This window comes from Salmonella sp. 2018103 (assembly GCF_026247685.1).
Taxonomy (GTDB): domain Bacteria; phylum Pseudomonadota; class Gammaproteobacteria; order Enterobacterales; family Enterobacteriaceae; genus Salmonella; species Salmonella enterica.
The window spans coordinates 1103219-1117646 of sequence record NZ_CP111029.1; the positions used below are offsets into that span (position 1 = coordinate 1103219).

At 52.0% G+C, this 14428-nt stretch carries 9 protein-coding genes and 1 pseudogene; 3 read left to right on the forward strand and 7 right to left on the reverse strand.

Features of this window, described 5'->3' with window-relative positions:
* Positions 1 to 28 precede the first annotated feature (28 nt).
* The 5 genes from OLG56_RS05320 to hin form a co-directional block, all read right to left on the reverse strand.
* The gene (locus tag OLG56_RS05320; RefSeq protein WP_061377561.1) at positions 29 to 964 is read right to left on the reverse strand and encodes an alpha/beta hydrolase; all 936 of its coding nucleotides are present in this window, start codon (positions 962 to 964) and stop codon (positions 29 to 31) included.
* A gap of 31 nt (positions 965 to 995) precedes the next feature.
* Positions 996 to 2240, reverse strand: coding sequence for an alpha/beta hydrolase-fold protein (locus OLG56_RS05325; protein WP_061377560.1), 1245 nt, complete (start codon positions 2238 to 2240; stop codon positions 996 to 998).
* Positions 2241 to 2349: 109 nt separating this feature from the next.
* Positions 2350 to 6006, reverse strand: coding sequence for a salmochelin/enterobactin export ABC transporter IroC (gene iroC / locus OLG56_RS05330; protein WP_061377559.1), 3657 nt, complete (start codon positions 6004 to 6006; stop codon positions 2350 to 2352).
* A gap of 80 nt (positions 6007 to 6086) precedes the next feature.
* Entirely contained in the window at positions 6087 to 7202 is a 1116-nt protein-coding gene (iroB, locus tag OLG56_RS05335) for a salmochelin biosynthesis C-glycosyltransferase IroB (protein ID WP_001221109.1), read from the reverse strand.
* 962 nt (positions 7203 to 8164) lie between these two features.
* Positions 8165 to 8737 (reverse strand): flagellar phase variation DNA invertase Hin, encoded by a 573-nt coding sequence (hin, locus tag OLG56_RS05340; protein ID WP_000190917.1) that lies wholly within the window; start codon positions 8735 to 8737, stop codon positions 8165 to 8167.
* A 91-nt stretch (positions 8738 to 8828) separates the two neighbouring features.
* Between hin and OLG56_RS05345 the strand changes: the two genes are divergently transcribed.
* The 3 genes and pseudogenes from OLG56_RS05345 to OLG56_RS05355 all read left to right on the forward strand — a co-directional run.
* Entirely contained in the window at positions 8829 to 10334 is a 1506-nt protein-coding gene (locus OLG56_RS05345) for a FliC/FljB family flagellin (protein WP_023219298.1), read from the forward strand.
* 67 nt (positions 10335 to 10401) lie between these two features.
* The gene (gene fljA / locus OLG56_RS05350) at positions 10402 to 10941 is read left to right on the forward strand and encodes a phase 1 flagellin gene repressor FljA (RefSeq protein ID WP_000389002.1); all 540 of its coding nucleotides are present in this window, start codon (positions 10402 to 10404) and stop codon (positions 10939 to 10941) included.
* A 27-nt stretch (positions 10942 to 10968) separates the two neighbouring features.
* Positions 10969 to 11189, forward strand: a pseudogene (locus tag OLG56_RS05355) (helix-turn-helix domain-containing protein); the annotation flags it as partial.
* 618 nt (positions 11190 to 11807) lie between these two features.
* Here OLG56_RS05355 and OLG56_RS05360 read toward each other — a convergent pair.
* Together OLG56_RS05360 and OLG56_RS05365 are read right to left on the reverse strand one after the other, a co-directional pair.
* A protein-coding gene (locus tag OLG56_RS05360; protein WP_094300896.1) for an IS3 family transposase occupies positions 11808 to 12919 on the reverse strand; the annotation gives its coding sequence in 2 pieces (ribosomal slippage) (positions 11808 to 12658 and positions 12658 to 12919; 1113 coding nt in all).
* A gap of 85 nt (positions 12920 to 13004) precedes the next feature.
* The gene (locus OLG56_RS05365) at positions 13005 to 14234 is read right to left on the reverse strand and encodes an integrase domain-containing protein (RefSeq protein ID WP_077948849.1); all 1230 of its coding nucleotides are present in this window, start codon (positions 14232 to 14234) and stop codon (positions 13005 to 13007) included.
* Between the last annotated feature and the right edge of the window lie 194 nt (positions 14235 to 14428).

Below are 14428 nucleotides of genomic sequence, written 5' to 3' on the forward strand. Positions count from 1 at the left end.
CCGCTGGCGGGCATAATCTGGCGGCGGGTTAATGGCAACGTGGTTTTTGGCTTGCCGGTTCGCGACTGATATCCAGCAATGCACTGCGAAAAGAGGCGTTAAACATGGGCCCGTGGCCCAGGCCCGGGTAATGCTGCAGGGCCGCGTTAACGCCGTTGTTCTCAAGCGTTCTTACGGTCTCCTGAACTTTTTGCAGGAGCCCGGCCATCTGGCGTTGCCTGCTATCCCCATTCGACGCAGAACCTTCCATTATGATGAGTTTTTTATGGCAGAACGGCGACGGCTTCACTGTCGTAAGGCGATTCAACTGGGCAAAGTTATCCCTGCTGAGTGACGGGCTGGCGCTGTAATAGATATGAAAGAAGGATGACGACAGCCAGGAGTCCAAAACGAACAGGCCGCCATAAGAATGTCCCCATACCCCGCGCCGTTCGGGGTTGATGGTTATTCCTTGTTCCACCTGCGGCGCGATATGTCTCTCCAGTAGCTGGCGGAACGCTGGCCCGCCGCCGGTTTTACGATGAAAACGCGGGTTATTTTCACTGCCTTCGCGATCGATTCCCGGCGCCGGCGTATAGTCATAAGCTCTGCCGTTAAGATCAAACGGCAGGTTAGTCTGATAGCCAATCGCCACAATCACCGGCGGCGAGTGGTCTGCCAGTTGTTTGAGCAGCGCCTCCGGCAGTCTGTCCATCACTGCGTTGCCGTCCAGCATATATAAGACAGGATAACCCGACGGCGGGGCGGCTTTATTGGGGATAGCGGTCCATACCCGGTAATGTCTTGCGCCATCGGCAGATTGAAAGTCATTGACCCTAAAATGGTAATATCCCGAACCTTTATCAGCGATATTCGGCCCTAATGGCTGCATATCCGGCTGCGCATAACTCAGCGCGCTAGAACAAAAACTCACTAAAAATAGCGCCATGCGATAGCACTTGTTGTGGTACTGGCGACCATACATCGGATGTGATTCCTTTTTGGCAGGTGAAGTTTTATCGGGGTAGTAGACGTAATCCGTCAATCAGCGCGCCGCGCCACCAGGCATAATCGTGACCGCCGGTGTACACGCTGCAATGGCTTTCGACGCCGGCGGTGCGCAATTTTTCATGCAACTGTTTGACCTGCGGGACCGTCGAACCTTCCAGCGATCCCACGCACAGATGCGTACGTACGGCTGGCGAGGGCGCGGATAACACATGTTCGCTGACCCATGAACGCTCTTCTGCGCTGAAATGGTCCGGGCGATTGCGGTTGTCCGGCGTCCACCACATTGAGGGGGAGTGGCTCAGCACCAGGCCGAAGCTCTCTGGCGCGTGGCGGGCCGCCATCAGCGCGGTCACGCCGCCGAGGCTTTGCCCTGCCAGCACCGTTTGTGTACGGTCCGCCCACCGCCGTTCCGGGTATTTGGCGCGAAGGGTTGGCAGCAGGCGTTCGGCAATGTCGAGCACCAGCTCGCGGCGACCGCCGAGGATTGCGACGCGTTCACGCGCGTTGATGTTATCAATGCCGAGTACGGCCACCGGCGCGATGCGTCCGCTGCGGATGGCAGCGTCAATGGCGGCACTTACCCCAAGATGGTCGAACCAGATCTCGCCATCCGTGAGTACCAGTAAGCCCAGCGGTTGTACGACAGGAACGTCAGGAAGATACAGCCGCACACGGCGACGTTGTCCGGCGAGCCGATGTTCTGAGGTGAAAAGCTGCCCGGCGTAAGCGCGACAGCCTGACCACTCCTCCTGTGCCGGGGCGTGATCCAGCGCCAGAACGGATTCCTGCGCATTGCCCCGAACATTTATTCCCGGCGTGCTGTTCAGCGGGTCCGCCTTCCCGACAAGGGAGGCGAAACGGCTTCCAAGCTGCAACACCGTCTCGTCCGGGGTTTCCGGTGGTATTTCGACCATCGTATAGGAACCGCAGTAGGACGCCGGTAAGCGAAGCGTCAGATGCCAGATATCCGTTGTGGGCAGTTGCGTCATCATACCTTTCGCCACGTTATCTTTATCGGTGACACGGTTCAGGCGAACATAAACCCCCCGCAGAGGAGAGGCGGCACGCCACAGGAAGGTGACTTCCCGTTCATCGTCTGCGTCGTTAATGGCTGTCACCAGCGGCAGCGCGAGCGAGTTTGCTTCTCGCCAGAAGTGAGAAGCGTCAACCTGGCTTCCGGCGGCGAGTTGACGGCGAAGGCGCGTAGCGGTCTGTATAGCGACAGGAGCGAGGGGCGGGCTCAGTCTCATTCTTTGTATTCCATCTCGTTTATATTTCGGTCAGTATCAATAGCTAAAGCGGCTGTTACAGGAACAGCCGCTTGCGGGCTTTCTTTTGCGTAAATCGTGGCGATAAAAACTATCCTACGACCTCTCCTTGCGTATCGCGTGTCTGGCCGACGCTGGCCCGCCACAGACGAGCATACAGGCCATGAGCCGCTATCAACTGCTCATGGCTGCCATATTCAGCGATACATCCTTTATCGATTACGACAATAACATCGCAGCGGCGAGCGGTGGTCAGCCGGTGCGCGACGATAAGCGCGATGCGTTTCTCGGTATGCGTCACTCTGGTAAGCGAGGTTATTAAGCGCTCCTCGGCGCTGCGGTCGATACGCGCTGTCGCCTCGTCGAGCAGCAGAATGTGCGCCTGCGCCAGTTGGGCGCGGGCGAGGGCAATCAACTGACGCTGGCCCGCGGACAGATCCGTGCCGCCGTTATTGACCGGAGTACGAAACCCCAGCGGCAGATGTTGCACAGTTTCAAAGAGTCCCGCCCGTCGCGCCGCGATCTCCACCTCCGTGTCGCTGCTGTCTGGCCGCGAATAGCGGATATTTTCGGCAATATCGCCGCTAAATAATGCGACATCCTGAGTGACCAGCCCCGTCTGGCGACGATAATCACTAAGCGACGCGGCATCAATTAGGCGCTCACCGACACGGATTTGCCCGCTGCCGGGAGAGTAGAGCCCGGCCAGCAGCTTGATCAGCGTCGATTTGCCGGCGCCGCTACGTCCGACCACCGCGACTACCGTTCCTGGCGGAATGGTGAGCGAGAGCTTATCAAGCACAGGTTGCGTTTTTTCGGGATAGCGGAATGTCAATGCCTCCAGACGTAGCGCGCCGCCAGTGCCAGGCGTTATGGATGACGGTTCAATATTCTCCGTTTCCTCAGTCGCCAATAGCGCATTGATATGTTTGCCGCTGGCGGTCGCCTGCTGCCAGGAATCAACAATGCCTGACAACTGCTGTACCGGGCCATAAAATTGTCCCAATAGCAGGAAGAACGCCGCCAGTATCCCGGGCGTCATTTCGCCTTCGGCGACCCGGGTCGCTCCGATTAAAAGCACGGCGGCATAGGCAGCCTCGGTGCAGAAGGTCAGGAACGGAAAATAAACGGCAAGGTATTTTTGCGCCCGCACGCGGGTGGCGCGGAAGTTGTCTGATAACGCCCGTAGCCTGGCGGCTTCCTGCTGTTGTTGGCCGTGTGACTGTACTACCCGCATACCGGAGACCTTTTCCTGAAGCGTACTGTTCACCTTACCAATTTCCAGCCGTGCTTGGGCGTAGGCAGGCGAGCTCAAACGGCGGTAAATCCACGTCGCCAGCACCACTACAGGCACGGCGCTTAATGCCGTTAACGCAAGAATGGGGTCAAGCCAGAACATTGCCGCGGCGATAGCGACCATCGTCACGATGCTGGTGGCCGCGCTGGCAAGACCGTTTTGCAGAAATCGGGCGAGTGAATCAACGTCGACGGTCATGCGAGTAAGACGCGAGTCGATGTGCTTCTCGTGCCAGGGAAGACTCAGGCGTAGCAGGTGGCTGAAGCTGCGTAAGCGTACCGTATGCTGTACCGACTCTGCCGCGCGGGCGGCGAAGATCGTTTGCAGCGCATAGCAGCACCAACCGATCGCTACCAGACACAGCGCGAGCAGAGCGCATATGCCAATAGTCGACATATCCCCTGCGGCAACGCCTGAGTCAATACCGCGCTGCAAAAGCACCAGCACGCCAACGCCTGCGGCGGAATCAAGCGCGATAAGCAGGGCGGCGATGACGAACATCCAGGCTACTGGCGTCAGCAGCGATGAGACTTGACGCCCGTGGCCTGCCAGCGCCATCTGTACGGCGCGTTCCGGAACGCGCGTCATCCGGTCGACAAAACCTTTTCCGGCGGGTGTCTGGCGCTCATGCGCGTCGTCGGATTTTACCGTCGGCGTTGTTGGCCATAGCGCACGTTGTTCCGCCGGGGCGAGGGCGAGAAAATCACCCTCGCCGCTCATCAGCGAGCGAAACGTCGGACACCTTGCATCCAGCTCCGCCTGGGTACCGATATCCACGACGCGGCCTTTATCCAGCACGACGATCCGATCGGCTAACTGCAGTGTTGAACGGCGGCGTGCAATCACCAGCAGCATATGCTCATTATCGGCATAACGACCAAGAGCCGTGTTAATTTCCGCTTCAGTACCGGCATCGACCGCCGAGGTGGTGTCATCGAGAATCAGCAGTTCCGGCGCGGTAATCAGTGCCCGGGCTAGCGCAATACGCTGGCGTTGGCCGCCGGAGAGGTTGCTTCCGCGTTCGGCCAGTCGGGTGTTGAACCCCTGCGGTAGCGCATTGATGAACCCGCTGGCGCCTGCGGCATCGGCGGCGCGTCGAATGTCGTCCTGAGTCGCTTGCGGGTGCCCATAGGCGATGTTTTCCGCCACCGTACCGGCAAACAGAAACGCGTCTTCAAACACTACGCCAACGCGACGACGAAGCGCCGTCAGTTTCAGGTCGCGAATATTCTGTTGACCCGCAGTGGTGTTGAGCCACACCCCGCCAGAGGTGGGATCGTAAAAGCGCGCCAGCAACATCAGCAACGTTGATTTCCCTGAGCCGGATGCGCCAACCACTGCCACGGTTTCACCGGCGTGAATGGAAAAGGAGATCTCATTGAGGATACGGTTACCGTTGTCGTAGTGGAAACTCATCTTCTCCACGTCCAGCCCAATAATCTGACCCTCAACCGACTCAGTACCGTCTTCCATGCGAGAACGCGTGTCGATAAGCGCGAAGACGCGCTCTACCGACGCCTGTGTGCGCTGTGCAATAACCAAAAACGATGCCAGTACGCGGGTGGGGCCGGTCAGCATAGCGAGAAAACTCGCGAACGCAACGAAGGTTCCCAGATCGATGCGCCCATTCATTACCGACCAGCCGCCATAGCACAGCAGGACGATCTGCCCTATCACCGGTAGCGCCAGCATGGTTGCGCCCGGCATCGCCTGCGAGATAGCGGCGCCGATGCGTACCCGCACCATCTGCCGCGACTGACCATCGAGCCAACGCGTTTCGCGCAACTCCGCCACGCAGGACTTCACCACTGAGATCTGTTCCAATACTTCGCGCATATGTTCCGTCATGTGTGCCAGCCGGTCTGAGGCAAGCCCCGTTTGCGAGAAAACACGGCGACGGGCGCGCAGGGCGGTAATAGCAAGGGCGGCCAGTACGCAAATCACGATAAGCGTCATGGATGGCGACATCCATAGCATCACCGCGATACCGGCCACATAGTAAGTGAGCACCGCCAGCGGCACCGGACACATCTGTAGCAAGGTGTGTACCTGTTGAAGATCGCTGTTGGTACGCGAAATGACCTGCCCGGTACGCAAGGCGTCCTGGCCTGCGCCGTCCAGTTTTTGAATACTGTCGAACGCACGGCTACGTAACGTATGCTGAACCCACAACGAGAGTTCTCCGGCATAGCCGCGGCGCACGTAATTCCCGATAAAATCAAAAAGGGCAATTAACAGCAGGCCGCAGGCAAGTAACGGCAGGTGGGTCGTATCGCCTGCTATCGCGTCATTGACGGCCTGACGCGTTATTAGCGGCGTCAGCGCAGCCAGTAAAATGGTCGATACTGATGCTACGATGACAATGATGCTCAGTGTTTTTCGTTCCCAACACACGCGGGCAAGGCGAACTATCCAGGCACGAGCGGGCATGGGGGAATGAGTCGCGGGCATTAAGCCTCCTTATCGGTGAAAGATGAGTTATGGCGACACAGTCTGGGCTCAGCCGCCATATTGTCATTGCGCTGCCGCGGTTAGCCGTGTTGCAGCATGGCGATCAGTTTTTTTGCCACCTCGGTCGGGCAAGGCTGGGCCGCCATTTCCGCCGCGACCTCCTGCGACGCCTCGCGAAGCGCGTGATTACCGAGGAAGGTATTGATCATGCTGCTCGTAAGTCCGCTCTTACCGGGAATAATTCCGCATCCGCGCTCGACCACGGCGCGGGCATTGACGGGTCTGTCGGCACCCTGACCAAAGACTATCTGCGGAATGCCGGCATGTAGCGCCGTCAGGGTGTTGCCTGCGCCGCCATGGTGGATAAAACCGTCGGCGCCGTTAAGGAAAACGCCCATCGGAAGCCAGTCGACCAGACGGACATTCGGTGGCAGCGAACGTAAATCCGAGCGGGCGTTTGCCGGAAGATGCAGGATGATTTCGGCATCTACTTCGCCGGCAGAATCCATTACCCAGGAAATCAGATCCAGGCCATCCACCATCGGTTTGACGGTGCCGAGGCTGACCAGAAGACGCTTGCGATCAGGTGTACGTTCCCACCATTCTTCCCAGACGGCGCCGCCGTTATACGGGACGTATTGCATGGAGATAACCGGCTCTCCGTCATTTTGCAGTATGCTCATGCTGGGCGGTGTGACATCTATCCACGCCAGATCTCTTGGTGGCGCGCTGACCCCATGGCGGCGGTAGGCGTTAGAAAGTGATTTCGTCACGCCTTTGATGTGCCAGGGCGTATGACCGAAGCCGACGGTTTGCATCACTACCGGAATGTCATACTTAGCGGCAATCAGTGGTCCAACGACCCCAAGGGGAGGGTAGACGATGAGATCTGGTCGCCACTGCCCGGCGAACGCGACCAGTGGGTCAGTCATCTCTTCGCTGAAGAATGAGAAGTTCCCCATTTTTGTTCCAATGTTATTTTCTTTTCGCAATGCCTCCTGACGGCGATAACCCGCTTCCGAATCGAAACCAGGCGCAGCGTCAAATACCACCAACCCAGCTTCGGCTGCTTTCTGTGCAAATTTTCCACCGCTTGCAATCAGTACTTCATGGCCATTAACACGAAACGCTTGCGCCAGTGACAGCACAGGGTATAGCAGTCCATACAGTGGTGGACCGACAAACAGAATACGCATGAGAAATCCTCTCTCTCCACGTCATAAATCGAATAATCTGTTAATGAGAATGATAATAATTACCAATATCATTTGTAAAATGCAATAACTAATACGACACTTGATCATGTGATGATTTTTTGCGTAAAAATCGGGAAAGAGGAGAGCGTTAAGCGGTGAAGTTTGGTTTCAGGCTTATTTATGCGCGTATGGTCGCACAGGCAAAGCGCCAGGATTGGGGAACTGGATTCGCATACCAGACGCCCGTTGATTATTAATCATAACTTCGTAAATAACCTTTCAGACAATGAGGTAAGCGTACTGACAGCAAGGTAACGGTAAACGTCGGTAGTTGTATTGATAACGCGTTGCGGGGCAATTTAATGGTATCCGGCGGCAGATCGTGTTCTGTGCAGACTTTCCGGCGTTAAATCCCGTATCACCTGCGAGCCTGGACTATCTCTGTGGTATCAACTCTGTAGTAATTTTGTCCCCTTCGTCTTCATTAGCCAATGAAACCGGCTTTAACGTCACCGTTCGAATGTTGCGAACGAACAGCTCCTTATGCGGAATATCGTCACCGCTCTGCGATTTTTATAGCGCATCAGCCACACGATTTATTGGTTCTTGAAAACCAAGGTTTTTGATAACCAATGTTATGCCAGGCTTACCTGTGTCATCCAGGTTATCGACACTTAAGGCATAAACTTTACTACTTTTTCTATCCGTAAATGCTTACATCTAACAGTTTGATTAAAAAGCCTTTCTATGTGAACACTGCGTCTGGTAGTGTTTTGAGCGATGTCGTCTATAGCTGGATATAACATAGGCTTTATCGTGAGTGTGTTATACTATATATGTTAATGCGTTGAATTTTTTCTCTTTTTTATTAGATGCTGTCTTTTTCGTATACCCTTTCGGTTTATTCATGCCATACGTCTGTATTACAAAAATGTTATATCCATCCTGTTGTAATTTTTATTTTAATTCATTCGTTTTTTTATACGATTTGCCGGAAAGTATCTGTATAAGGTGGATACGCCAATACCAAAAATAATAGCTAATTGCTGCCGAGGATGGCCTTTCTCTAATAGCCGGCTAATCTGTTCCTGTTCATGTCTATTGATCGCCCGAGGGCGCCCTCCCAGTCGTCCTTGCGCTCTGGCGGCAGCCAGTCCGGCAAGGGTTCGCTCGACAATTAATTCTCGCTCCATTTCGGCCAGTGCTGACATTACATGAAAAAAGAATCGCCCCATCGCGCTACTGGTATCAATACTATCGGTTAAAGAATGGAAGTGAGCTCCACGTTCATGTAATTCTGATATTAACGCCACCAGGTTTTTCACGCTGCGGCCCAGTCTGTCTAATTTCCAGACGACAAGAGTATCGCCTTTATTTACATACTTTAACGCTCGTTTCAGGCCGGGGCGGTTTGCAATCTTGCCACTGATACGGTCCTCAAAAATGCGGTCACAATTTGCACTAGTAAGAGCATTACGCTGTAAATCGATATTTTGGTCAATTGTTGACACCCGAATATACCCAATAGTAGCCATGATTTTCTCCTTTACATCAGATAAAGAAGAATTTTAGTCGCTTTTCTCATGGGAGATTGTTTTATCAAAAACCTTCCAAAAGGAAAATTTTATGGCACAAGTAATCAACACTAACAGTCTGTCGCTGCTGACCCAGAATAACCTGAACAAATCCCAGTCCGCACTGGGCACCGCTATCGAGCGTCTGTCTTCTGGTCTGCGTATCAACAGCGCGAAAGACGATGCGGCAGGTCAGGCGATTGCTAACCGTTTCACCGCGAACATCAAAGGTCTGACTCAGGCTTCCCGTAACGCTAATGACGGTATCTCCATTGCGCAGACCACTGAAGGCGCGCTGAACGAAATCAACAACAACCTGCAGCGTGTGCGTGAACTGGCGGTTCAGTCTGCTAACAGCACCAACTCCCAGTCTGACCTCGACTCCATCCAGGCTGAAATCACCCAGCGCCTGAACGAAATCGACCGTGTATCCGGCCAGACTCAGTTCAACGGCGTGAAAGTCCTGGCGCAGGACAACACCCTGACCATCCAGGTTGGTGCCAACGACGGTGAAACTATCGATATCGATCTGAAGCAGATCAACTCTCAGACCCTGGGCCTGGATTCACTGAACGTGCAGAAAGCGTATGATGTTTCTGCGACAGACGTTATCAGTTCTACCTATAGTGATGGTACTCAGGCGCTTACGGCACCAACTGCAACTGAGATTAAAGCTGCATTAGGCAACCCGACAGTAACTGGCGATACATTGACTGCCACCGTATCCTTTAAGGATGGTAAATATTATGCCACTGTAGGTGGTTATACCGATGCGGGGGATACTGCCAAAAATGGCAAATATGAAGTTACCGTTGATAGTGCTACAGGGGCTGTATCATTCGGTGCTACCCCAACTAAATCTACTGTTACAGGTGATACCGCTGTTACTAAGGTACAGGTTAATGCTCCTGTAGCAGCAGATGCTGCCACGAAAAAAGCCTTACAAGATGGGGGCGTTTCATCTGCGGATGCAAGTGCCGCGACATTGGTCAAAATGTCTTATACCGATAAAAATGGTAAGACAATTGAAGGCGGTTATGCGCTTAAAGCTGGCGATAAGTATTACGCCGCAGATTACGATGAAGCGACAGGAGCAATTAAAGCTAAAACCACAAGTTATACTGCTGCTGACGGCACTACCAAAACAGCGGCTAACCAACTGGGTGGCGTAGATGGTAAAACCGAAGTCGTTACCATCGACGGTAAAACCTACAATGCCAGCAAAGCCGCTGGTCATGATTTCAAAGCACAACCAGAGCTGGCTGAAGCAGCCGCTAAAACCACCGAAAACCCGCTGCAGAAAATTGATGCCGCGCTGGCGCAGGTGGATGCGCTGCGTTCTGACCTGGGTGCGGTACAGAACCGTTTTAACTCCGCTATCACCAACCTGGGCAATACCGTAAACAACCTGTCTGAAGCGCGTAGCCGTATCGAAGATTCTGACTATGCGACCGAAGTTTCCAACATGTCTCGCGCGCAGATCCTGCAGCAGGCCGGTACTTCCGTTCTGGCACAGGCTAACCAGGTCCCGCAGAACGTGCTGTCTCTGTTACGTTAATTTATTTCGTTTTATTCAGCCCCGTGAATTCGGGGCTTTTTCATTCAGCATAGATGAATATATCTTTATGGAATGTATGGCTGTAAATGATATTTCCTACGGGCGAGAGGCTGAAATATGGCCGCGGGATTATTCTATGCTTGCTCGTCGAGTTCAATTTCTACGCTTTAATGATATCCCTGTCCGATTGGTGAGTAATAATGCACGGATAATCACAGGCTACATTGCGAAGTTTAATCCGAGGGAAAATTTGATTCTGGCTTCGGATAAACCTAAAGGAAATAATCGCATTGAAGTTAAATTAGAGTCTCTGGCAATTCTTGAAGAATTATCAGGTAATGACGCTTTTAATCTTTCGCTGGTGCCGGCTGACGAATTTAATCTTCAGCAAGATACTCCATCAAGAAGAGATTATTTCTCGATTTGCAATAAGTGCTATAAACAGGGAGTCGGTATCAAAATCTATATGAAGTATGGACAGGTTTTGACTGGCAAAACGACGGGCGTAAATGCGTGTCAGGTTGGTGTGAGGAAACCCAATGGCAATCATATGCAAGTTATGTTTGACTGGGTGAGCAGGATCACGTCTTCGGACTACGCTGAATAACGCATACGGTAATAAAAAATTCCGTCAGAAAATATTGATCCTGGAGGACAGAGACCATTCGATAGCGCATAGATAGTTTCGCCGCTGCTCGTGCCACTACGGCCTGGACGCTTAAAGCAGCTGCCAGAAAAGAATTGATCATTAAGCTTCGCAAAGAAGGTCTGCTGAATCTTCGCAAATCTATGGATACCGTAGCCCAACATCCTGGCGTCTCACGGGCAACTGCTTATCTTTATGCTCGACAGTCTGACTGCGAGCTTTGCCCCAGCCAGGCAGGACTCTCAGTGAGTGTTCTATTTTCTTTGACTCTCGTATTCCAATTCTTTCGGGAGTTATTGGTGAGACATTTGGCGTTTTGCCCTGTCACCCATTGCGCAGCCGCTTTACCCACCGCGTCAGTTGACTCCAGTGCCCGTGAGGCTCTCAGCAATCCTCACCAGGCGGCAATAGATGTAAAAAAGCCCGCAGGGCTTGTGCCGTGCGGGCTTTCTGTACTTCACTGAACGTCAGTGTATCAATATTTGGGCTGGCGTCCCTGTAATTAACCATTTATTAAATTGATTTATATGGTTCTTTTAACTATTAATTTTACGTATGGTTCTAAAAAGAAACCATAAATCTTAATGCTATTAGTATGAGTCCTCGCGATGAGCAGATTGTATCAAAAAGATAAAAAATCTTCAGTTCAACTCCCTGTCAGTAACTGAACTCATAGTTAAGGTCCGTTGCGCTTTTCATGTTTGGGTGAATGCGGTAACTTTTCTCAATAGTTCGATTCTATCCGCAGGAAGTTCCCGCATAAGGCAAAGGTAGGAGAATGAAATTTGAAAAATTGGACACCAGAACATACTGTAAATAGACCCGTTTTAGTTCCAGGCATTTTTTGAGATCCCGGCCAAATGATTGTGATGCCGATATTCCTCCGGCGTCATATTGTTCAGTGATTCATGAGGGCGTTCACAGTTATATTCTGACACCCATCTTTCCGTGATTTCCCGCACTTCATTCAGCGTTCTGAACAGATAAAAATCGAGTATTTCTGTACGGTATGTTCGGTTAAAGCGCTCAATAAAAGCGTTCTGCGTCGGCTTACCCGGCTGAATAAATTCCAGTTTTACTGCATGTTGCTCTGCCCATTCAGCCAGTGCAAGTGAGATAAATTCCGGACCATTATCCATGCGTAGCATGACCGGATAGCCACGATTTGCCGCGATCCTGTCGAGTACACGGACCACTCGTGGGGCTGGCAGATTCAGATCTATTTCAATCGACAACGCCTCACGGTTAAAGTCATCAACGACATTGAACGTGCGAAAACGACGCCCACAGACCAGGGCATCATGCATAAAATCGACAGACCAGATCTGGTTCAGCGCTTCCGGCGTGGCCAGTGGCGAGGGGTTACGCACCGGCAGCCGTTGTTTGCCCTTACGGCGAAAATTCAGCTTCAGCAGACAATAAATACGGTGGATCCTTTTGTGATTCCACATGTATCCCTGCCGCCGCAGAACCTGAAAAAGCTTCGGAAAACCGTATCGTGGATACCGTTCAGCTGCCGCCTGCAATGCGGTAATAACGGGTTCGTCACGTGTGTTATCCGGACGGTAATGATAAACCGTTCTGCTCAGGTTCAGGCTCCGGCAGGCCTGACGGATACTGAGTCCGAATGCCGTTATCAGATGAGTGACCAGCTCACGCTTAAAGGCTGGTTTTAAAGCTTTTTTTCGATAACGTCTTTCAGCGCCCGGTTCTCAAGGCTCAGGTCGGCAAACATCTGTTTGAGGCGTCGGTTCTCGTCCTCAAGATCTTTTATCTTTTTAATATCAGAAGCTTCCATGCCGCCGTATCTGGACTTCCAGTTATAGTAGGTGGCCTCAGAGATACCGGCCTCCCGGCAGACATCTTTAACGGTTCGTCCAGCTTCAACCGACTTAATCACAGTGATGATCTGATGCTCAGTAAAACGGGCTTTACGCATAGCGATCTCCTTCGTTGGCAGATTGATTATGCCGGATGATCTCTAAATGTGAATGGCACGATTATGCGGGATACTTACAAATTGTTTAGGCAGCATAAGCTTTTAACCTTTGAGCTTGCACATAGCCGCTCCACCATTGCATGAGAACCACTCGTTCTGCGAGATAATCTGCGCGATTATATGCGGCAATTATTTCATCTTTCTTCGAGTGAGCAAGGGCCGCTTCTAAGACATCTGTCCTGAACTTACCCGACTCCTCTGCGGCCGTTCGTGCAATAGATCTCATTCCATGGGCTACAAGCTCTCCACCAAAGCCCATACGGATTATGGCCGCATTCGCTGTTTGTTCATGCATATGATTGAGTGGAGCTTTGATACTGGGGAAAACCCACTCTCTGTGCCCACTGATGGCTTTCATTGAATCCAATATTCGCAAAGCTTCTTTACTTAATGGGACCTTATGTGGCTTCTTCATTTTCATAAAATCGGATGGTATGTTCCACATGCCGGTTTCTATATCAATATCTGACCATCTTGTGCGAACAGCTTCACCAGGGCGAACCCATGTGAGAAGTTGCCACTCAATCAGTAGCCTTGTTTCTAAACGGATAGAAGCATTGTTTAGAGCAACCAGGAAGCGGGGGAGTTCGGAAGGGGGTAATGCTGGCATGTTCTGTTTCTTCGGCTTACTGAACCGTTGCCCAAGGTTATCAGCAGGATTGAACTCGATAAGTTCCTCAGTTGCAGCATAACGAAAAATTTCATTTAATCGGGAAATGATTCGCCGTAAAGTTTCGAGGACTCCTCTTTGCTCAATAGGATCGAGATGTTGCTTTAAGAGTTTGGGGCGGATCTCATTGATAGGAACATTACCCAAGCCGGGAAAGATATTTCTCTCCAGGCTTCGCCAGATGTCTTCTGCATGGTCTTGTGAGATACCTGAGGTCTTTACCTTCTCATCTAACCATTTCCTTGCCACGGTTTGGAGAGTGTGTTCAGTAGCATTCTTTAAGGCATTAGCTTTATTGTTGTTATGGACTTGAGGATCAATGCGATTGGCAAGCAAGGAAAGGTATTCATCTCGCAAGGCTCTTGCTCTTGCCAGAGTGAGGTGAGGGTAGGTCCCAAGGCTCATTTTGGTTCTTTTCTTACTCACTGGCACCGCATATCTGAAATACCAATTCTTCTTCCCTCCTTTTGCGAGAGGAGCGATTCGCAGGATCAAACCATCACCGTCAAACAAGTTGATTTCTTTGTCGGCTGGCTTGGTGCTTTTGATTTCAGTGTCAGTGAGCTTCTTAGCGATTTTTGCCATTTTGGGACCCTCGGTTTTTGGACCCTTCTTAGTGGGTCCCATTCAGGGTGCCATAACTCGTAGTTCTCAGCAATTCTCGCTAGACTACAATAGACGTAAAAAAGCCCGCAGAGCTTGTGCTGTGCGGGCTTAGTAGACTTTACTGAACTTCAGTACATCAATATTTGGTGGAGCTGGCGGGAGTTGAACCCGCG